This window comes from Streptomyces sp. NPDC030798, assembly GCF_055572275.1.
Genome location: NZ_JBVIDR010000012.1, coordinates 1 through 21,064, shown reverse-complemented (window position 1 = coordinate 21,064; position 21,064 = coordinate 1). Strand labels below are relative to the sequence as shown.

Genomic DNA, 21,064 nt, shown 5'->3' with positions numbered 1-21,064 from the left:
CAACCGCCCCACGGGTTACGGGACAACCTCTAGGCGAGACCAGGTGCTCGCCACGCGCGCGTACCGCTCGTCACCGCACCTCGATGAAGGCCCCCGGGTCCCGCTCCGGCCGCGGTCTCGGCTCCTCCGCCGGGTGTCCGACCGCCACCGCCCCCATGGGGTCCCAGTCCGCCGGCAGTCCGAGCACCTCGCGCACCACGTCCCGGCAGAACATGGTCGACGACACCCAGGCCGACCCCAGCCGCTCCCCGGCCAGTGCGACCAGCAGGTTCTGCACGCCCGCGCCCGTGGCGACCACGAACATCTCCCGCTCGGCGCCGTCCCGCCGCGCGTCGCCGTAGGTGTGCGAGCCGTCCATGACGAGGCAGGGCACCACCAGACAGGGCGCGTTGCGCAGCACGTCACCGCGGCGGACCCGCCGCGCGACGGACTCCTCGCTCTTGCCGTCCCGGCGCAGATCCGCGATCCAGGCGGCCCGCATCGCGTCGAGCAGCCGCACCCGCGACTCCTCCGACTCCAGCAGCACGAACCGCCACGGCGTGGTGTGGTGCGGGGCGGGTGCGGTCACCGCGGCGGCCACCGCGCGGCGTACCGCACCCGGGTCGACGGGCTCGTCGGTGAACGCCCGTACGGTACGGCGCTGGGTCACGGCCTCCCGGACCGCCTCGGATGTGCCGAGGCGGAACATGTCGTCCCGCGCGGAGCGCACCAGCGCCCGCGCCCCCTCGCCGTCCTCCCGCGCCACCACATGGGGCAGCCCCCGCACCACGGCGACCGGCCGGCCCGCCGCCTTGCCCTTGACCAGGTCACCGGCGGCGGCCAGTTCGTCCGCCGTGGCGACCACGGTGGCGCTGAGCGGATTGCCGTGCGCGTCGGTGCCCCCGCGCAGATCGTCCGCCACGCGCACCCCGGCCGCGCCGATTGCCACGTCGGTGAGCCCCGCGCGCCAGGGCCGGCCGAAGGTGTCGGTGACGACGACACCGACGTCGACACCGAGGGCGTCCCGCAGCCCCGCGCGGATCGCGCGCGCGGACGCGTCCGGGTCCGCGGGCAGCAACAGCACGGTCCCGGCAGGGGTGTTGGAGGCGTCGACCCCGGCGGCGGCCATGACCAGGCCCTGCCGGTTCTCGACGATGCGCAGCGGGCCGCGCCGGGCCACCACGCGCACGGTCTCGGCGTCGATCGCCGCCTCCCGGTCGGCGGCCTCGACGATCCGGCCCTCGGCCTTGGACACGATCTTGGAGGTGACGAGCAGCACGTCCCCGTCGGCCAGACCGGGTTCGGCGGCGGCGATCAGCTTCGCCAGGTCGTCACCGGGCTGCACCTCGGGGATGCCGGGCAGGGCCCAGACCCGGTACTCGGGCCGCGGGTCCGGCACCCCGGGGGAGGCTGCCGCGTTCACGCTCCCCGCACCTCCTCGGCCAGGGCCAGCGCCTCCCGCGCCATCTGCGCGGTGGCGTCGACGTCGGTCATCATCAGCGGTACGGCCCGGCAGCGGATGCCGTCCGCCTCGACCCGCTCGACCGCGCCCGCGTCGACGGTGTCGACCAGCCAGCCGTCCAGCAGCCCCGAGCCGTAGTGCTCGGCGACCGCGGCGGCCGTGGACTCCACACCGACGGCGGCGAGCACCTTGTCGGCCATCCCGCGCACGGGCGCGTCCCCGACGATGGGGGACAGGCCCACCACCGGCACGCCGGCTTCCGCGATCGCCTCCCGGACGCCGGGCACGGCCAGGATCGTGCCGATGGAGACGACCGGGTTGGACGGCGGGAAGAGGATGACGTCCGCCTCGGCGATGGCCTCCAGGACACCGGGCGCGGGCTTGGCCTGCTCGGCCCCGACCGGGACCACGGCCTGGGCGGGCACGGAGGCGCGCAGCCGCACCCAGTACTCCTGGAAATGGACCGCCTTGCGCTCGCCGTCGATCTCGACGGCCACGTGGGTCTCCACGCGGTCGTCGGTCATCGGGATCAGCTTCACGCCCGGCTTCCAGCGGTCGCACAGCGCCTCGGTGACCGCGCTCAGCGGATAGCCGGCGCCCAGCATCTGCGTCCGCACGATGTGCGTGGCGAAGTCCCGGTCGCCCAGCCCGAACCACTCCGGGCCGACCCCGTAGGCCGCCAGTTCCTCCTTGAGGTGGAAGGTCTCGTCGGTCCGCCCCCAGCCCTGCTCCTCGTTGATGCCGCCGCCCAGCGTGTACATCACCGTGTCGAGGTCCGGGCAGACCTTCAGCCCGAAGAGGTGGATGTCGTCGCCGGTGTTGCCGATCACTGTGACGTCCGCGTCCGGCACGGCCCGCTTCAGACCGCGCAGGAACCGGGCACCACCGATGCCGCCTGCCAGAACCACAATGCGCATGCGCCAAGTCTTGCAGGCGGGTGCGACAACGCGTCAGCCCGGCACCGGACGTGGCCCGGCCGGGCCCCTCAGGCGGTGATCCGGCGCAGCTCGGTGCGCCCCTCGCAGTGCGGTGCGGTGTGCATGGGCATCTCGGTCAGACCCGGGTAGTACACGTGCAGGCTGACCGCCGGCTCCAGCGCGTCGTTGACCACCTCGTGGACGTACCCCGGGGCGAACACCCGCTGCGCTCCCGCCGCCATCGCGCGCGTGCCGCGCTCGGTGCGCTCGGTCAGGGTGCCCTCCAGGACGGTGAGGACACCGGAGGAGCGGCCGTGGTCGTGCAGCCCGCTGCCCTGCCCCGGCACCCAGGACAGCAGCCACACCTCGTAGCCCGGTCCGGTGCGCAGCCGGTGGTACCAGCGGGTGGTGGCGTCGTAGCGGACCAGATGGGCCCACTGGGAGCGGTCGGCGGCGATGGCGCGGGCGAGGCCCACGAACTCGGCCACGGTGGCCGGGTGCTCGCGCGGCGGCTGCAGCAGGTGCGGCACTTCGAGGATGTCGCCGGCGATCTGGAGGTCGTTGTCGCTGTTCATGGGTGCGGAGGTTCCTCAGCGGAAGAGTGGGGCCCGTGTCGGGGGAGCGGTTCTGCGAAGGAGGGAACGGCCGAGTCGTGGAGGAAGGCTCGGCGCCGGCTGGAGCGGGAGAAGGCTCAACAGCCGGAACAGCAACAACAGCTACAGCGAGACCGGGCAGCACCGTGGGACCCGGCGGTGCGGGTCGAGGTGGGTGCCAAGTTCGCGAGCATGCCCCCTAGGACACCGGTTCACACCCGCAGTGTCAACTCGACGCCCGGTATGTGGGACATGTTTCACCTCTTCCGGTTCCTCTCCCGGGTGAAAGGTTTGCTCACGGGGGTGTCGGGACACATGGGGCACATCCGAGCGGCTCAAACCGCGCGGAACGCGATCGAACGCCGGGGCGTCTCTCTTCGTACAGAGACCTGTACGGGGTCCGACGGCCCTTCCCGGGCCTCGTCTGCGTGTCTGGGTTATGGCGATTTGAACACTTTCCGCACGGCCTTGGTTCCGCAGAGTGAATAACGGGCTCAATAGCAGATCTCGGCTTGACTCGCCCGGAGCAGCACACTTGTAATTTCACTCGTGTCGTTCAGCCGAAATCGGTAACGGCTACGCACGGGGACGTGAAAGACAGACGAGGGGCGCACATGACCGAGCTGGTGCAGCAACTGCTGGTCGACGACGCGGACGAGGAACTCGGCTGGCAGGAGCGCGCGCTGTGCGCCCAGACCGACCCCGAGTCCTTCTTCCCCGAGAAGGGCGGCTCCACCAGAGAGGCGAAGAAGGTCTGCCTCGCGTGCGAGGTGCGCTCCGAGTGCCTCGAGTACGCCCTCGCCAACGACGAGCGCTTCGGCATCTGGGGCGGCCTGTCCGAGCGTGAGCGCCGCCGGCTGAAGAAGGCCGCCGTCTGAGGAACTTCCGGGCATACCGTGCAAACGGCCCGTCGCCAGTGGGTTGTCCACAGGCGGCGGGCCGTCGTGGTGGTCAGCCGATAGTGTGGTCGCTCGTCCGAGACGCCCCGCTGTCCCCTCGCCGCGCGAGGAGGCACAGGCGTCCACCGCAGTCCATCGAACCGGGGCCCGTACCTCGATGTCCGTGCACAGCCATACGGCAGCCCAAGACGGAGCTGTCCTCCCTGAGTTCCCGCGCCATGTGGTGACCGCGGTCCTCGTCTCCCACGACGGCGCCCGCTGGCTCCCCGACGCGCTCGCCGGGCTGCTCGGCCAGGAGCGGCCCGTCCAGTACGCGGTGGCGGCCGACACCGGCAGCGCGGACAGCTCCGCCGAGCTGATCACCGAGGCCCTCGGCGACGACCGGGTGCTGCACCTGGCCCGGCGCACCGGCTTCGGCCAGGCCGTCGAGGAGGCGGCCCGCACCGCGCCCGTGCTCACCCCCGACGAGCTGCCGTACCTCAGGCGTCCCAGCGGCTGGGACCCGGTCACCCGCAGCTGGCGCGACGACGCCTACGACATGCCCGAACTGCCGTACGGCGAGCCCATCCAGTGGCTCTGGCTGCTGCACGACGACTGCGCCCCCGAACCCGACGCCCTCGCCCAGCTGCTGCGGGTCGTCGACAACGAACTCGAGCTCGGCCGGGACGACGTGGCCGTCGTCGGCCCCAAACTGCGCGGCTGGTACGACCGCAGGCAGCTGCTCGAGGTCGGCGTCTCCATCGCCAACTCCGGCCGCCGCTGGACCGGCCTGGACCGCCGCGAGCAGGACCAGGGCCAGCACGACCACGTCCGCACGGTGCTGTCCGTCTCCTCCGCCGGCATGCTGATCCGCCGCGACGTCTTCGAACAGCTCGGCGGATTCGACCGCCGGCTGCCCCTGATGCGCGACGACGTCGACCTGTGCTGGCGCGCCCACCGGGCCGGCCACCGCGTCCTCGTCGCCCCCGAGGCGGTCGTACGGCACGCCGAGGCGGCCGCCCGCGAGCGCCGCACCGTCGACTGCGTGGGCCGCACCGCCGCATCCCCGCACAAGGTCGACAAGGCGGGCGCCGTCTACACCCTCCTGGTCAACACCCGGGCCGGCGCGCTCCCCTGGATCCTGCTGCGGCTCGTCCTCGGCACGCTCCTGAGGACCGTCGCCTACCTCGTCGGCAAGGTCCCCGGACAGGCCGTCGACGAGATCCGAGGCCTGCTCGGCACCCTGCTGCGGCCCGAGCGCATCCTCGCCGGACGGCGCCGCCGCGGCCCCTCGCAGATCGACAAGGCCGAACTGCGCCGGCTCTTCCCGCCGCCCGGCGCGACCGTCCGCGCCACCGTGGAACAGGTCGCGGGCAACTTCTCCGGCGGCTCCGACAGCGACACCACCTCGGCCGGCCGGCACGGCGGCGCCGTGGAGTCCGGACCCGGCGGCGACGACGCCGACTACCTGGAGATCGAGCAGTTCGCCCGGCTCAAGCGGATCGCCCGCAAACCCGGACCGGTGCTCTTCCTGGCTTTGCTCGTGATCTCCCTCGTCGCCTGCCGCGCCCTGCTCGGCGGCGGCGCCCTCGCCGGCGGCGCACTGCTCCCGGCCCCGCCCGGCGCCGGCGACCTCTGGTCGGCCTACGGGGCCGCCTGGCACCCCGTCGGCGCCGGCGGCACCCCCTCCGCACCGCCCTACCTCGCCGTCGTGGCGACCCTTGCCTCGCTCCTGTTCGGCTCCACCGGGCTCGCGGTCACCGTCCTGCTGGTCTGCTCCGTCCCGCTGGCCGGCCTCACCGCCTACTTCGCCTCCCGGCCGCTCGTCACCTCCCGGCTGCTGCGTGCCTGGGCGGCCATCGCCTACGCCTTCCTGCCCGCCGCCACCGGCGCCCTGGCCGGCGGCCGCCTCGGCACCGCCGTCCTCGCCGTGCTGCTGCCGCTCATCGCGCGCGCGGGCATCGCGGCCGGCGGCCTGGCCAACCGCTCCGGCGCTCCCGGCAGTTGGCGCGCCACCTGGGCCTACGCCCTGCTGCTCACCATCACCACCGCGTTCACGCCGATCGTCTGGCCCCTCGCGCTGATCCTCGGCCTCGGCGTGCTGGTCCTGCGGCGCGGGGACCTCGTCGCCCAGGGACTGCGCTTCCTCGCCCAGCTCGGCACCCCGCTGCTGATCCTCGCCCCCTGGTCGCTGACCCTGCTCCCGACCGGCTTCTTCAAGGAGGCCGGCCTGGACTACGGCGCCTCCTCCGCCTCCGCGACCGATCTGCTCGGGGCGAGCCCCGGTGGCCCCGGCACCGTGCACGGTCTGATGCTCATCGGCATCGTCCTCGCCGCCCTGGCCGCCCTCCTGCGCTCCGAGCGGCAGCGGGCCATCCGGACCGCCTGGGCGATCGCCCTGACCGGCCTGGTCTTCGCCGTCCTGTCCAACCACTCCACCTGGGCCGGACCGGCCACCCTCGTCTACGGCATCGCCCTGCTGGCCGCCGCCGCGCTCGGCGCCGACGGCGCACGCGCCCGCGTGGCCGAGCAGAGCTTCGGCTGGCGCCAGCCCGTCGCCGCCCTGCTCGCCTTCGCCTCGGCCGCCGGCCCGCTGCTCGTCGCCGCGGGCTGGATGATCGGCGGCGCCGACGGCCCGCTGGAGCGCCGCGACCCCGCGCAGGTGCCCGCGTTCGTCGCGGAGGACGCCACCACCCCCGACCGGGCCCGCACCCTGATCCTCGACAGCGACTCCACCGCGCGCGTGCGCTACAGCCTCGTCCGCGGCTCCGGCGCCCGCATGGGAGACGCCGAACTCGCCGCCGCCGACGGCGCGAACGCACGGCTCGACAAGGTCGTCGCCAACCTCGTCGCCGGCTCCGGCGCCGACCAGGCCGGCCAGCTCGGCGGCTTCGCGGTGCGCTACGTCCTCGTCCACAAGGGCGCGCCCCGCGAGATCACCCGCGTCCTGGACGCCACCCCCGGCCTGAGCCGGCTCAGCCAGCAGAACGGCAGCGCCCTGTGGCGCGTCGACCAGCAGGTCTCCCGCGCCACCCTCGTGCCCGCGGGCGGCTCCGGCACCGCCGTGCCCGTCGCCGCAGGGCCGGTGGAGATCCACACCACCGTCCCGTCCGGCTCCGGCAGCCGCGTCCTGCGGCTGGCCGACACCGCCTCCGACGGCTGGACCGCCAGCCTCAACGGCAGGCTGCTCACCCGCACCACGGTCGACGGCTGGGCCCAGGGCTTCCGACTGCCCGCCGAGGGCGGCCGGCTGGACGTCACCTACGAGGCGCCGCTCGCCCACACCGCCTGGCTGTGGGCCCAGGGCGCGCTCGCGGTCGTCCTCGTCGTCCTCGCCCTGCCCGGCCGCCGCCGGGACATCGACGACGACCTTCCCGAGGAGCAGCCACTGCCCGCCCAGGCCACCGCAGGCGAGGGCCGCCGCGCCCGCCGCCTGCGTGCCCAGGCCGAGGAACCGGCCGCCCCGGAGGAGCCCGGCGTACCGCCGATGCCCGAGCAGACCCCGGCCGCCGTCCCGCAGCAGCAGTACGGCGAGTGGGACGCCGCCGCCCACCAGGGCACCGACTACGCCGGCTACGCCACCGACCAGCAGCAGCACGCGTACCAGGACCAATACCAGGACCAGTACCGGGCGGCCGGCTACGACCAGCAGGCGTACCAGGGCGACCCGTACCAGAGCGCCCCGTACGACCCCTACGGCTACGGCGGCACGGCCGAGCAGATGCCCTACGACCCGACGGCCTACCCGCAGGGCTACGACCCGGCCCAGCAGCCCTACGGCCCCGGCAGCGAGCGCCCCGACGGGAGCCAGCAGTGAACCGCACCACCCTGTCCCTGATCGCCGGCACGACCGCGCTGGCCGCCGTCACCGCGTTCGCCGCGCTCGACACCCCCTCCGCCTCCGGCGCGGGGCCCGCCGGGGCCGCCGCCGAGCTGCCCGTGGAGCGCACCAGCCTGCTGTGCCCCGCGCCCAGCATCTCCGACATCGCCGACACCTCCTTCACCTCGTTCACGCCGGTCACCAAGGGCGCGGCGAGTGGCGGCAAGGCCGAACTCCGTGCGGCCACCGAACAGGCGTCGGGCGACACCGGCGGCGCCAAGAAGGGGGGCAAGGGCGCCAAGAAGAAGGCCGGCAAACCGGTCCTCACCCCGAAGGAGCCCGGCACCCCGGCCACCGGCGACACCTCCGGCGCGGACACGCCCGCGCTGGTCGGCACCGCCGACGGGAGGTTCGCCCCCGGCTGGACCGTCCAGGAGACCACCGAGGTCGTCGCGGGCACCGGCCGCGGCCTGCAGGGCGTCAACTGCACGGCCCCCGACACCGAGTTCTGGTTCCCGGGCGCCAGCACCGCCGCCAATCGCACCGACTACGTGCACCTGACCAACCCCGACGACTCCGCGGCGGTCGTCGACCTCGAGCTGTACGGCAAGGGCGGTGCGATCAAGTCATCAGTGGCGGACGGCTTCACGATCCCGCCGCGCGCGAGCGAGCCGATCCTGCTCTCCACCCTCACCGACGAGCGGCAGAGCGACCTCACCGTGCACGTCAGCGTGCGCAGTGGCCGGGTCGGAGCGGCCGTGCAGGCACTGGACGACAAGGCGGGCGGCGACTGGCTTGCCGCGGCCACCGACCCGGCGCCCGGTCTCGTCCTGCCCGGCATCCCCAAGGACGCCACCGACGTCCGCCTGATCGCCTTCACGCCCGGTGACGCCGACGCGGACCTGAAGGTACGCCTGGCCTCGCCCGACGGTCTGATCACCCCGGCCGGCAACGAGACGCTGCACGTCAAGTCCGGCATGACCACCTCGGCCGACCTGGGCAATGTCACCCGCGGCGAGGCGGGCTCCCTGGTCCTGACCCCCACCGACCAGTCGGTGCCGGTGGTGGCCGCCCTGCGGGTGGTCCGCGGCAAGGGCAGCAAGCAGGAGACGGCCTTCATCCCCGCCACGTCGCCCGTCGGCCCACGCGCGACGTCGGCCGACAACAGCGGCAGGACGACGACCCTCTCCCTGACGGCCCCCACCGCCACCGCCAGGGTCAAGGTCACCGCCTCGGCAGGCAGTGAAGGCGGGGCCGCGGTCTCGAAGACCTACACCGTCAAGTCGGGCACCACGCAGAGCATCCAGCCCCCCTCGGGCGCGAAGGGCACGTACGCCCTGACAGTGGAAACCCTCTCCGGAGGCCCCGTCTACGCCAGCCGCACCCTGTCGGCCACCGAACAGGGCGTCCCGGGCTTCACCATTCAGACCCTCCCGAACGACAGATCCCTGATCTCGGTCCCCCGGGCAACCCAGGACCTGTCCGTACTCCAGCAGTGACCCACGCCGCCCGCGCCACCCGCCGGTACGTAGCCGCGGGCAGTCGTGCCGCCGGGGGTGGCACGGGTGGGCGCAGCGGCAACCGGAGAGCGCGGGCAAGCGAACGGCGGCGCAAGCCGCGGAAACGCCCTCAGTCCTCCCCGTACCGAGGGTCCACGGTCTCCGGCGTCAGCCCCAACAACTCCGCCACCTGCTCCACCACGACCTCGTGCACCAGCGCAGCCCTCTCGTCCCGCCCCTTGGTCCGGATCTCCACCGGCCGCCGGTACACCACCACCCGAGCCCGCCGCCCCTCCCGCGCAGGAATGATCCCGCCCAACGGCACGGCGTCGTCGCTCCAGGCCTCCACCCCCCGCCCCTCCAGCCGAGGCACCTCGAGCACCAGGAAGTCGACCTCGGCCAGTTGCGGCCAGCGCCGCTCGAGCCGCTCCACGGAGTCCTGCACCAGGTCCGCGAACACCTCGGCACGGCTGGCCGCCAACGGCACCTGGGGCGGCGCGATCGGCCCCCGCATGCCCCGCCCGTGACGATCACGGCGACGGGGCCCGGGGCCGGCGGTACGGGGCGGTACACGGTTGTCCATCACCGGTGAAGCCTAGTCCCCGCACGCCCCGCCCGCCCGGCCCCACGCGGCAGTCACCCCCCGCCGCCCCCTGTCGCAACGTGACCGTTCCAGCCAAGGTGTGGCTCGTTTCCGTAACCCTCCGAGACCGTCGAACTCAAGGCAATTGACGTTATTTGTACCGACTCATGACCGGACGCAGTCCTGCCGCACCCCGGGCCGAGACCCGTACACGCAGGTCAACAGCCCCTGTCCAGAAGGCCATGTGGGGCGTTTCACAGCACGACACGGTGGAGTGACCTGGGGCAGAGTCGTCGCGGCCCGCTCAAGAGTGCGGTACCGTCCAACGTCGTGAGCCCTGTACGTCGCTGTTCGCGCACCGCCTGCGGCCGACCCGCCGTCGCGACGCTGACGTACGTCTACGCCGACTCGACCGCGGTCCTCGGCCCGCTCGCCACCTACGCCGAACCCCACTGCTACGACCTGTGCGCCGAGCACTCCGAGCGCCTCACCGCCCCGCGCGGCTGGGAGGTCGTCCGCCTCCTCGACGGCTCCGCCCCCGCGCGGCCCAGCGGAGACGATCTTGAAGCGCTTGCCAACGCCGTGCGCGAGGCGGCCCGCCCCCAGGAGCGCGCGGCCGAGGCAGGCGGCGGAAGCCGCACCGCGGACCCCATGGAGGTCGCCCGCCGCGGCCACCTGCGCGTCCTGCGCTCCCCGGACAACTGAGCGCGCCCGACCGCCGACCGCGGGACGACCGAGCGCCCCCCCAGCAGCCCGTCACCCGCCTCCCCGGGGCACGCCCGGGCGTCCACCTGGTGTCCGCACACCCGCCCCTTACCCCTGACGGGTAGTTTGTGGGCACCCATAGGACTTTCAGGAGGGTTGGCCGTGGCTGATCTGTCGCAGATCGTGAAGGCGTACGACGTACGCGGAGTGGTCCCGGACCAGTGGGACGAGACACTGGCCGGCCTCTTCGGTGCCGCCTTCGCCGAGGTGACGGGTGCGGCGGCGATCGTCGTCGGCCACGACATGCGCCCCTCGTCCCCCGCCCTGTCCCGCGCCTTCGCGCGCGGAGCGGCCGAGCGCGGCGTGGACGTCACCGAGATCGGGCTGTGCTCCACGGACCAGCTCTACTACGCCTCGGGCGCCCTGAACCTGCCCGGCGCGATGTTCACGGCCTCCCACAACCCGGCCCAGTACAACGGCATCAAGATGTGCCGCGCGGGCGCCGCCCCCGTCGGCCAGGACACCGGTCTCGCGCAGATCCGCGAACTGGTCGAGCGCCGGCTGGCCGAGGGCGCCCCGGAACCGGCCGCCACCCCGGGAACCCTCAGCACACGCGACACGTTGGAGGAGTACGCGGCGCACCTCCGCTCCCTCGTCGACCTGAGCTCCATCCGCCCCCTGAAGGTCGTGGTCGACGCCGGCAACGGCATGGGCGGCCACACGGTCCCCACGGTCTTCGCCGGCCTGCCCCTGACCCTCGTCCCGATGTACTTCGAACTGGACGGCACCTTCCCGAACCACGAGGCCAACCCGCTGGACCCGGCCAACATCGTGGACCTGCAGAAGCGGGTTCCGGCGGAGGGCGCCGACCTGGGCATCGCCTTCGACGGCGACGCCGACCGCTGCTTCGTCGTGGACGAGAACGGCGACCCGGTCTCCCCCTCCGCGATCACCGCCCTGGTCGCCACCCGCGAGCTGGCCCGCAACGGCGGAAAGGGCACGGTCATCCACAACCTGATCACGTCCCGCACCGTCCCCGAGGTGGTGAAGGAGAACGGCGGCACCCCGGTCCGCACCCGGGTCGGCCACTCCTTCATCAAGGCCGAGATGGCCAGCTCCGGCGCGATCTTCGGCGGCGAGCACTCGGCCCACTACTACTTCAAGGACTTCTGGAACGCCGACACGGGCATGCTGGCCGCCCTGCACGTCCTCGCCGCGCTCGGCGGCCAGGAGGGCCCCCTGTCCGCCCTCGTGGCCCAGTACGACCGCTACGCGGGCTCGGGCGAGATCAACTCCACCGTCACCGACCAGAGCGCCCGCCTCGCCGCCATCCGTGCCGCCTACGAGGGCCGCCCCGGCATCACCCTGGACGAACTCGACGGCCTCACGGTCGCGGCCGCCGACTGGTGGTTCAACGTGCGCCCGTCCAACACCGAACCGCTGCTGCGCCTGAACGCGGAGGCGAAGGACGAAGCCACGATGACCAAGATCCGCGACGAGGCCCTGGCCATCATCCGGGCCTGACGCGAGGACCCGGCCTGCCCGGGGGCAGAGAGCCCCCTGGTGGGCCGGCACCCACCCGGCCCGGCCCTCGCGCCCGCGACGGCTGACCGAGCCTCCCCGCCCACCCCAGCGGTACGCTGACCAGCACAAGCCCGCACCCGCCCGAAGGGACACCCCATGCCGCTCGAAGCCGGCCTCCTGGAGATCCTCGCCTGCCCGGCCTGCCACGCCCCCCTCAAGGAGCAGGACGCCGAGCTGATCTGCACCTCCCAGGACTGCGGCCTGGCCTACCCGGTCCGCGACGGCATCCCGGTCCTGCTCATCGACGAGGCCCGCCGCCCGGCGTAACGACGCGCCGCACCTCGTCCCGACGAGGCACCCACCAAGGACCCCCGGCGATCGGAGGCTGCCGCCCATGCTCGACGAATCGCTGCTCGACACCCCGGAGGGCCTCGCCGAGGCCGACCGCCGAGGCCTGCTGCGCGGCGCCGCCGAAGCCGGCGCCCGCGTCCGCACCGCCGTCCGGCACGCCGCCGAGGCCGGCGTCGGCGACCTCAAGCCCGACGGCCGCCCCCGCTCGGTCCTCATCGCGGGCCCCGGCGCCGCCGCCACCCACACCGCCGACCTCATCGGCACCCTGGCCGGCCCCGGCAGCCCCGTCATCCGGCTGGCACCCACCGGCGTGGCCCCGGCCGCCGGCGCCCTGCGCTGGGAGCTCCCGGGCTGGGCAGGCTCCGTGGACCTGCTCCTGATCGCCACCCCGGACGGCACCGAGCCCAGCCTCTCCCTGCTCGCCGAACAGGCCTACCGCCGCGGCTGCTCGGTCGTCGCCGTGGCCCCGCCCCGCACCCCGCTCGCGGACGCGCTCGCCGCCGCGCACGGACTGTTCGTACCGATGGCGACGGCGCCGTACGACCAGGAGGAACCCCTCGCCGCGTCCTCCCCGGGCGTCTTCTGGGCGCTGCTCACCCCGCTGCTGGCGCTGCTGGACCGCATCGGCCTGGTGAACGCTTCGCCGGAGGCCCTGGAGAAGGTCGCCGACCGTCTGGACGGCATCGCCGAACGCTGCGGGCCGGCCATCGCGACGTACAGCAACCCGGCCAAGACCCTCGCGGCGGAACTCGCCGACGCACTCCCCGTGGTGTGGACGGAGGGCGTCTCCGCCGGTCCCGCGGGGCGCCGCTTCGCCGCCGCCCTCGCCGAGCTCGCCGGCCGCCCCGCCCTGGTCGCCGAACTGCCCGAGGCACTCGCCGCGCACAGCGCCCTGCTCGCCGGCCCGCTCGCGGCCAGCGCCGACCCCGAGGACTTCTTCCGCGACCGCGTGGAGGAGCCGCCCGCTCTGCACGCGCGCGTGGTGCTGCTGCGCGACCGCCCGATCAGCAGCCTCAGCGCCGCCCCCGCCGCCCGTGACGTGGCCCTCAGCCACGACACACCGGTCAGCGAGCTCGAACCGGACGAGGGCGGCGAACTGGAGACCCTCGCGGAACTGATCGCCGTCACGGATTTCGCCGCCGTTTACCTGGCGCTCGCTTCCAGCGCCTGATCTTGCTCCGGGCGCCGCACAGGGCCCCGCCCCGGGGTGACCGGGCGCCGCACTCGACCCCGCCCCCGGGCGCCCCGGCGAGGCCCGGCGCCCGCACCGGCACCCGAACCGGCAACGGCGCCGGCCGAGCAGCGTACGTACGGAGACAGAGAAGAGACATGGACCGCCTCGACAACACCGTCCGCCCCTACGCCTGGGGTTCCCCCACCGCCATCCCGCACCTGCTCGGCGTGGAGCCCACCGGAGAACCGCAGGCCGAGATGTGGATGGGCGCGCATCCCGGCGCTCCCTCGCGCACCGCGCGCGGGACGCTCGTCGAGGTCATCGACGCCGGGCCCGAGCGGGAACTGGGCGCGAAGACGGTGGCGAAGTTCGGCCCGCGTCTGCCGTTCCTGCTCAAGATCCTCGCTGCCGGCGCCCCGCTCTCCCTCCAGGTCCACCCGAACCTGGAGCAGGCCCGGGAGGGGTACGCCGACGAGGAGCGCCGCGGCATCCCCGTCGACGCCCCGCACCGCAACTACAAGGACGCCAACCACAAGCCGGAACTGATCTGCGCGCTCACCGAGTTCGACGGCCTGTGCGGCTTCCGGGACCCCGTCCGGGCGGCCGACCTGCTCGCCGGTCTCGGTGTCGACTCCCTCAAGCCCTACGTCGACCTGCTGCACGCCCACCCCGAGGACGCGGCCCTGCGCGAGGTCCTCACGGCCGTGCTCAGCGCCGACCCCGAGGACATGGCGCGCACCGTCGCCGAGGCCACCGCCGCCTGCGTCCGTCTCGGCGGCGACTACGCCCCGTACGCCGGACTCGCCCACCACTACCCGGGCGACCCCGGCGTCATCGCGGCCATGCTGCTCAACCACGTCCGCCTGCAGCCCGGGGAGGCCCTCTTCCTCGGAGCCGGCATCCCGCACGCCTACCTCAGCGGCCTGGGCGTCGAGATCATGGCCAACTCCGACAACGTGCTGCGCTGCGGTCTGACGCCCAAGCACGTGGACGTCCCCGAGCTCCTGCGCGTCGTCCGCTTCGAGGCCCGCGACCCGGGTGTCCTGCGCCCCGAGGCCTCGCCGGACGGCGAGGAGGTCTACGAGACCCCGATCGACGAGTTCCGGCTGTCCCGGTACGTCCTCCCCGAGGGCGGCGCCACCCACGACCTCACCCTGGACACCCCGCAGATCCTGCTCTGCACGGCCGGTGCCGTCCGGGCCGGCGAACACCAACTCGCCCCCGGGCAGTCCGTCTTCGTCCCGGCGGGCGAGAAGGCCGAGGTGTCGGGCGCGGGCACCGTCTTCCGGGCCACTGTGATCGTATGACCAGGGCTGTGGACACCTGACGCGCCGCCGTCCGGCGGGCTGCAAGAATGGCCCACCGGCAAAGCACGGGCAAAGACGGGCACACGCCTGGACGGCGTAGGCGTACGAGGGCGAAGGGACAACGCGGAGACATGAGCGCGTCAGGCGGTACCAGGGCGATCGTGGCGGCACTCGGCGCCAACCTCGCGATCGCGGCATCGAAGTTCGTGGCGTTCGCGTTCAGCGGCTCCTCCTCGATGCTCGCCGAGGGCGTCCACTCGCTCGCCGACTCCGGCAACCAGTTCCTGCTGCTGGTCGGCGGCAAGAAGGCCCAGCGCGAGGCGACCCCGCAGCACCCCTTCGGGTACGGCCGCGAGCGGTTCATCTACGCCTTCCTCGTCTCGATCGTCCTGTTCTCCATCGGCGGCATGTTCGCCATCTACGAGGGCTACGAGAAGATCCTCCACCCGCACGATCTGGAGCACTGGTACGTGCCGGTGGCGGTCCTCGTCTTCGCGATCGTCGCCGAGGGCTTCTCCTTCCGCACGGCCATAAAGGAGTCCAACGAACTGCGCGGCAAGCTGTCCTGGGCGCAGTTCATCCGCCGGGCCAAGGCGCCCGAGCTGCCCGTCGTCCTGCTGGAGGACTTCGGCGCGCTCATCGGTCTGGTCCTCGCCCTCGGCGGCGTCGGCCTCACCCTGCTCACCGGCAACGCCGTGTGGGACGGCATCGGCACCATCTGCATCGGCGTCCTCCTCGTCCTGATCGCCCTCGTCCTGGCCGCCGAGACCAAGTCGCTGCTGCTGGGCGAGGCCGCGGGCCTGGAGGACGTCCAGAAGATCGAGGCCGCCATCGTCGACGGCGCCACGGTCACGCGCGTCATCCACATGCGCACCCTCCACCTCGGCCCGGAGGAACTGCTCATCGCCGCCAAGATCGCCGTCCGGCACGACGACACGGCCACCGAGGTGGCGAACGCCATCGACGCGGCCGAGGCCCGTATCCGCGCCGCCGTCCCCATCGCCCGGGTCATCTACCTCGAACCGGACATCTACAGCGAGGCCGAGGCCGCCAAGGGCCCCGACCCCGAGGCCACCCCCGGCGGCCCCACGCCGCACGCCGCCGGCCACTGAGCGCCACCGCGCCAGGACGGGCCCGGGTCACCTGATCGACGTGAACTGTTCGCGGGCGGACTGGGGGCCGCCCGGCCCTCCGGTGTAGCTTGGGACGGAGCCAGACGTCGCTGCTGATGGCGGTCGGGCGGTCCCGAAGCGGACCACCGAGGGAGAGAGGGCCTCCGACGGACTGCGCTGCGCGTACGTGGGCATGCCTGTGTCCTCTTCGGGCACCCCTGTGCCCGCCGCCGCGCAGACCAGCCGTACCCACCTCGACCCAACCCGAGGAGCAGCCCGCATGACGACTGTCGACAACCGACAGGACTTCAAGGTCGCCGACCTCTCCCTGGCCGACTTCGGCCGCAAGGAGATCACCCTCGCCGAGCACGAGATGCCGGGCCTGATGGCGATCCGCAAGGAGTACGCCGACGCCCAGCCCCTCGCCGGCGCCCGCATCACCGGCTCCCTGCACATGACCGTGCAGACCGCCGTCCTCATCGAGACCCTGGTCGCCCTGGGCGCGCGCGTCCGCTGGGCCTCCTGCAACATCTTCTCCACCCAGGACCACGCGGCCGCCGCCATCGCCGTCGGCCCGAACGGCACGCCCGACAACCCGCAGGGCATCCCGGTCTTCGCCTGGAAGGGCGAGACTCTGGAGGAGTACTGGTGGTGCACCGAGCAGGCGCTGACCTGGCCGGACAGCCCCACCGGCGGCCCCAACATGATCCTCGACGACGGCGGCGACGCCACCCTCCTCGTCCACAAGGGCGTCGAGTACGAGAAGGACGGCAAGGTCCCCGGCCTGGAGACCGCCGAGTCCGACGAGCACCGCGTCATCCTCCAGCTGCTGCACCGCACCCTGGGCGAGAACCCCCAGAAGTGGACCCAGCTGGCCTCCGAGATCCGCGGCGTCACCGAGGAGACCACCACCGGCGTCCACCGCCTGTACGAGATGCAGCGCGACGGCGTCCTCCTCTTCCCGGCGATCAACGTCAACGACTCCGTCACCAAGTCGAAGTTCGACAACAAGTACGGCTGCCGCCACTCCCTGGTCGACGGCATCAACCGCGCCACCGACGTCCTGATCGGCGGCAAGACCGCCGTCGTCTGCGGCTACGGCGACGTGGGCAAGGGCTGCGCCGAGTCCCTGCGCGGCCAGGGCGCCCGCGTGATCATCACCGAGATCGACCCGATCTGCGCCCTGCAGGCGGCGATGGACGGCTACCAGGTCACCACCCTGGACGAGGTCGTCGAGACCGCCGACATCTTCGTCACCACCACGGGCAACAAGGACATCATCCTTGCCTCGGACATGGCGAAGATGAAGCACCAGGCGATCGTCGGCAACATCGGCCACTTCGACAACGAGATCGACATGGCCGGCCTCGCCAAGGTCCCCGGCATCGTCAAGGACGAGGTCAAGCCGCAGGTCCACACCTGGACCTTCCCGGACGGCAAGAAGATCATCGTGCTGTCCGAGGGCCGCCTGCTGAACCTGGGCAACGCCACCGGCCACCCGTCGTTCGTGATGTCCAACTCCTTCGCGGACCAGACCCTGGCCCAGATCGAGCTGTTCACCAAGCCCGACGAGTACCCGACCGGCGTCTACGTGCTGCCCAAGCACCTCGACGAGAAGGTCGCCCGCCTCCACCTGGACGCGCTCGGCGTGAAGCTCACCAAGCTCCGCCCCGAGCAGGCCGCGTACATCGGCGTGGACGTCGAGGGCCCCTACAAGTCGGACCACTACCGCTACTGAGCCCCTGAGGCCGTAGCCCGTGCCCCATCCGCCGGGCGAGCACGCCGGTGCACCGACGCGCCCGCCCGGCGACCGGTCCGCAGCCTCTCCGAGACAGGCCCCCGCACCCCCGTGCCGGGGGCCTGCCCCGTTGGCCGGACCAGCAGCACGGGCCGGACCCGGCAGCCCTGGCCGGACCTCAGCCCGTCAGAACCCAGGACCCCCATGCCCCGCGGCCGCTATTCGCTCCACGATCCGCACGATCACACCCCCCTCGCAGAAGAACACTTCCAGTGCGCCCCCGGCCCGTCCGGCTGGCGCTACGTGTCCCAGCTGACCACCCCCGCGGGCGACCACCGCGGCTCGGTCGACCTCGCCCTGGACGACCTCGGCCGCCCCATCCGGCTCGAACTGCACGCGGGAGGCTGGCAGGTGCGCGGCGCCGCCCTCGACGGCGTCACCTGGGTCCGCACCGACCCCACCGGCACCGATGCCACCGAAGGCAATGTGCGCGCCCACGCCTTCACCGGCACGTCCCCCGCGTTCCTCGTCGCCACCGCTCGTCTCCTGCGCCTCACCCCCTCCCACGCCGCGACCCGCGTGCGCCTCGTCGCCTTCACGGACCCGGTCCTCGCCCCCCGCACCGTGGACCAGTCCTGGGCCTTGGTGAACAGCGAAGCACACGCCACTGACAACGGCCCCCTGACCGTGGACGAATACCAGGTCACAGCCCTGGACACAGGGGAGCGGCACACCGTGCACATCGCCGGAGACGTGGTCCTTGCAGCGCCCGGGATCGAGCTGGAGGACCTTCAGTCACCGCCGTCGGCCTTCGACTGACCGGACGGGACGACAGAGACGAGCAGAACCGGACGAGACACCGGCACGACCGGGCCTAGGCCGGCGGCGCGAACCCCGTGGAGCGGGCTCCCGAGCCGGAGTCGGAGCCGGAGTCCGGTCCGGAGCCGACGGCCGGAGGACCGTACGGCGGTCGCGCCTCCGGCTGAGCCTGCGGCTGCGGCAGCGGCTGCGGCTCGGGCTGAGGCCGGAACTGCGACTGGGGCTGTGCCGGGGACCAGGCAGACGGAACAGGGTTGTGCGGCCCGGGCGCGAAGCCGGAAGGTGCATGGCCCGCCGCGACGGGACCCCCGCCTCCGAACGCCTGCCGCGCCTCCCGCGACTGCCGCTCGTGAACCACCGCCGCCAGGAAGGCGGCCGGGTGCATCCCGTGCGGCACCGAAGCCCCCGTACGACCCGCGACGTCGGCCGCGAGCCGCTGCGCCATGTCCCAGGACACCTGCGGATCGAGCTGCTGCATCCGCGTCAGGTACTGCCGGACGGCGAGCCACAGCCCGTCCGACACGGCCGACAGGTCCAGCGCGGCGAACTGACCGGCCAGCCACGGCGGCGGCGGAGGCACCAGACCGGTCCGTCCGGCCGGAACCCGCTCGCGCACGACCAGCGTGCCCGCGAAGACGTCTCCGAGCCGCCGCCCCCGCGCCGACACGAGCGAGGCGATGCAGGCGACCACCCCGAACGTCATCAGGATCTCGACCACACCGATCGCCCCCCGCACCAGCGCGTGCCGGAACCGGATGGGCCCGCCGTCGTCCCGCACCACCCGAAGCCCGAACGCCAGCTTCCCCAGCGAGCGGCCCTGGCTGAGCGTCTCCACCGCCACCGGCCCGCCGACGAGCACCAGCAGGAAGGTGGCGATCGACAGCGCGACCTGGGCGGCGTCGTCCAGGGAGGAGGTCGACGCGGCCAGCACGACGCTCACGCCGATGTACACGACCACAGCCACGATCAAGTCGAGCAGGATGGCCAACGCCCTGCTCGGCAGCTTGGCGGGCCGCAGTTCGAGCGCCACCGCCTCACCGGTCACCAGCTCACTCACGCCCGCCGTCCTTCCCCTGGTCTGCCCCGAGAACCGCAAGTCTGCCAAGCTGAGGGCGCGCCGCGCCGCAGTAGGACAAGCTGACAGCATCACGAGCATCCACGACGAGCAGTGGACGACCAGCCGAGGAGCAGGCAGACCCGATGGACCTGGACGTCTTCGTCTCCGCCCACCGAGCCGAGTGGGACCGCCTCGACGCGCTGCTGCGCCGTCGGCGCCGCCTCAACGGCGCCGAGGCCGACGAACTCGTCGCGCTCTACCAGCGCACCGCGACCCATCTGTCGCTCATCCAGTCCAGCGCTCCGGACCCGCAGCTGACGGGCCGGCTCAGCCAACTCGTGGCACGCGCGCGCAGTGCCGTCACCGGCACCCGACGCGCCTCATGGCGCGACGTCACGCGCTTCCTCGGACAGGGCTTCCCCGCCGCCGTCTACCGCGCGCGGCACTGGTGGGTCCCCACCGCGCTCATCTCCACCGCCCTCGCGATCCTCCTGGGCTGGTGGATAGGCACCCACCCGGAAGTGCAGTCGACCATCGCGGCCCCCGGCCGGCTGCGCGACCTGACCCGTCCCGGCGGCGAGTACGAGACCTACTACTCGAGCCACCCGGCGGCCGCCTTCGCAGCCCAGGTGTGGACCAACAACGCCCAGGCCGCCGCGATGTGCCTGGTCCTGGGCGTGTTCCTGGGCCTGCCCGTCCTCTGGATCCTCTTCGAGAACATGCTGAACCTGGGCGTGGGGCTCGGCCTCATGTCCTCCGCCGGGCGCCTCGACACCTTCCTGGGTCTGGTCCTCCCGCACGGACTGCTGGAACTGACCGCGGTCTTCGTCGCCGCCGGTACCGGCCTCCGCCTCGGCTGGACGGTCATCGACCCGGGCCCCCACACCCGCCGCGCCGCCCTCGCCGAGGAGGGACGAGCCGCCGTCGGCATGGCGATCGGCCTCGCGCTGGTCCTGTTCGTCTCCGGTGCCATCGAAGGCTTCGTGACCCCCTCCGGCCTGCCCACCTGGGCCCGCATCGGCATCGGCGTGACGGTCGAGCTCGCGTTCCTGGCGTACGTCTTCGTCCTCGGCGGCCGCGCGGTACGCGCCGGGGAGACGGGCGACGTCACGCCGGCCGAGCGCAGTTCCGCCGCTCCCACGGCCGCCTGATGTGCATCGGAGGCCCGTGAGCTGCTACTGTCCTCTTCGCCCCGCCAGACCGGTTGACACGGCCCGGGTGGGGAGGTAGATTCAAACAGTTGCCCGGAGCTGGACAGGTTCGGGTCGATCGTTAGAATCTACGTTGCTTCCAAAGAAGTCGCACATGCGATTTGGAGAAGCGTCCCCCGATTACTCAGAAATGAGTGGCTGGTCAGACCGGCCAAGAACTTCTGATAAAGTCGGAACCGCCGGAAAGGAAACCGCGAGAGCGGAAGCCTGGAAAGCACCGAGGAAATCGGATCGAGAAAAGATCTGATAGAGTCGGAAACACCGAAGGGAAGCGCCCGGAGGAAAGCCCGAGAGGGTGAGTACGAAGGAAGCGTCCGTTCCTTGAGAACTCAACA

The 21,064-nt window shown here is 72.8% G+C and carries 17 protein-coding genes; 12 read left to right on the top strand and 5 right to left on the bottom strand.

The genetic code is table 11. The annotated features are described in order from the left end of the window. Positions 1–70: 70 nt before the first annotated feature. The 3 genes from ACZ404_RS25935 to ACZ404_RS25925 all read right to left on the bottom strand — a co-directional run bounded on the left by ACZ404_RS25935 (position 71) and on the right by ACZ404_RS25925 (position 2,933). A complete protein-coding gene (locus tag ACZ404_RS25935) occupies positions 71–1,402 on the bottom strand; it encodes a coenzyme F420-0:L-glutamate ligase (protein ID WP_468443813.1) in 1,332 nt (443 codons plus the stop codon). Further along, positions 1,399–2,358: a 2-phospho-L-lactate transferase gene (gene cofD, locus ACZ404_RS25930; protein ID WP_468443811.1), complete on the bottom strand. Its 960-nt coding sequence runs from the start codon at positions 2,356–2,358 to the stop codon at positions 1,399–1,401. The genes ACZ404_RS25935 and cofD overlap by 4 nt, the downstream gene beginning before the upstream one ends. 68 nt (positions 2,359–2,426) lie before the next feature. Continuing rightward, the gene (locus ACZ404_RS25925; RefSeq protein ID WP_468443809.1) at positions 2,427–2,933 is read right to left on the bottom strand and encodes a cysteine dioxygenase; all 507 of its coding nucleotides are present in this window, start codon (positions 2,931–2,933) and stop codon (positions 2,427–2,429) included. Between the two features lie 632 nt (positions 2,934–3,565). Here ACZ404_RS25925 and ACZ404_RS25920 point away from each other — a divergent pair. From ACZ404_RS25920 to ACZ404_RS25910, 3 genes are all read left to right on the top strand, one after another. After that, positions 3,566–3,829, top strand: a complete 264-nt coding sequence (locus ACZ404_RS25920) for a WhiB family transcriptional regulator (protein ID WP_003975777.1) — start codon at positions 3,566–3,568, stop codon at positions 3,827–3,829. Between the two features lie 178 nt (positions 3,830–4,007). After that, complete coding sequence (locus tag ACZ404_RS25915) at positions 4,008–7,646, top strand: glycosyltransferase (protein ID WP_468443807.1); 3,639 nt, start codon at positions 4,008–4,010, stop codon at positions 7,644–7,646. Further along, positions 7,643–9,148 carry a DUF5719 family protein gene (locus ACZ404_RS25910; protein ID WP_468443806.1) on the top strand — a complete coding sequence of 502 codons (1,506 nt, stop codon included), beginning with the start codon at positions 7,643–7,645 and terminating at the stop codon, positions 9,146–9,148. The genes ACZ404_RS25915 and ACZ404_RS25910 overlap by 4 nt, the downstream gene beginning before the upstream one ends. 130 nt (positions 9,149–9,278) lie before the next feature. On the opposite strand, the gene ACZ404_RS25905 is transcribed toward ACZ404_RS25910, so the two are convergent. Further along, positions 9,279–9,662, bottom strand: a complete 384-nt coding sequence (locus ACZ404_RS25905; RefSeq protein WP_468443804.1) for a metallopeptidase family protein — start codon at positions 9,660–9,662, stop codon at positions 9,279–9,281. Positions 9,663–10,061: 399 nt separating this feature from the next. Between ACZ404_RS25905 and ACZ404_RS25900 the strand changes: the two genes are divergently transcribed. From ACZ404_RS25900 to ACZ404_RS25865, 8 genes are all read left to right on the top strand, one after another. After that, positions 10,062–10,436 carry a DUF3499 domain-containing protein gene (locus tag ACZ404_RS25900; RefSeq protein WP_468443802.1) on the top strand — a complete coding sequence of 125 codons (375 nt, stop codon included), beginning with the start codon at positions 10,062–10,064 and terminating at the stop codon, positions 10,434–10,436. A gap of 156 nt (positions 10,437–10,592) precedes the next feature. Continuing rightward, complete coding sequence (locus tag ACZ404_RS25895) at positions 10,593–11,960, top strand: phosphomannomutase/phosphoglucomutase (RefSeq protein WP_468443800.1); 1,368 nt, start codon at positions 10,593–10,595, stop codon at positions 11,958–11,960. Positions 11,961–12,116: 156 nt separating this feature from the next. Continuing rightward, positions 12,117–12,287 (top strand): Trm112 family protein, encoded by a 171-nt coding sequence (locus ACZ404_RS25890; RefSeq protein WP_468443798.1) that lies wholly within the window; start codon positions 12,117–12,119, stop codon positions 12,285–12,287. A 67-nt stretch (positions 12,288–12,354) separates the two neighbouring features. Next, positions 12,355–13,482 (top strand): SIS domain-containing protein, encoded by a 1,128-nt coding sequence (locus tag ACZ404_RS25885; protein ID WP_468443796.1) that lies wholly within the window; start codon positions 12,355–12,357, stop codon positions 13,480–13,482. Between the two features lie 158 nt (positions 13,483–13,640). Continuing rightward, entirely contained in the window at positions 13,641–14,792 is a 1,152-nt protein-coding gene (manA, locus tag ACZ404_RS25880) for a mannose-6-phosphate isomerase, class I (RefSeq protein ID WP_468443794.1), read from the top strand. Between the two features lie 131 nt (positions 14,793–14,923). Continuing rightward, on the top strand, positions 14,924–15,904 hold the full coding sequence (locus ACZ404_RS25875) for a cation diffusion facilitator family transporter (RefSeq protein WP_468443792.1): 981 nt from the start codon (positions 14,924–14,926) through the stop codon (positions 15,902–15,904). 280 nt (positions 15,905–16,184) lie between these two features. Next, on the top strand, positions 16,185–17,642 hold the full coding sequence (gene ahcY / locus ACZ404_RS25870; RefSeq protein WP_468443790.1) for an adenosylhomocysteinase: 1,458 nt from the start codon (positions 16,185–16,187) through the stop codon (positions 17,640–17,642). 204 nt (positions 17,643–17,846) lie between these two features. Beyond that, on the top strand, positions 17,847–18,461 hold the full coding sequence (locus tag ACZ404_RS25865; RefSeq protein WP_468443788.1) for a hypothetical protein: 615 nt from the start codon (positions 17,847–17,849) through the stop codon (positions 18,459–18,461). A 55-nt stretch (positions 18,462–18,516) separates the two neighbouring features. Here the strand turns inward: ACZ404_RS25865 and ACZ404_RS25860 are convergent, their stop codons facing one another. Further along, on the bottom strand, positions 18,517–19,518 hold the full coding sequence (locus ACZ404_RS25860) for an RDD family protein (protein ID WP_468443786.1): 1,002 nt from the start codon (positions 19,516–19,518) through the stop codon (positions 18,517–18,519). 143 nt (positions 19,519–19,661) lie between these two features. Between ACZ404_RS25860 and ACZ404_RS25855 the strand changes: the two genes are divergently transcribed. Continuing rightward, positions 19,662–20,669, top strand: coding sequence for a stage II sporulation protein M (locus tag ACZ404_RS25855; protein WP_468443784.1), 1,008 nt, complete (start codon positions 19,662–19,664; stop codon positions 20,667–20,669). Positions 20,670–21,064: the final 395 nt, after the last annotated feature.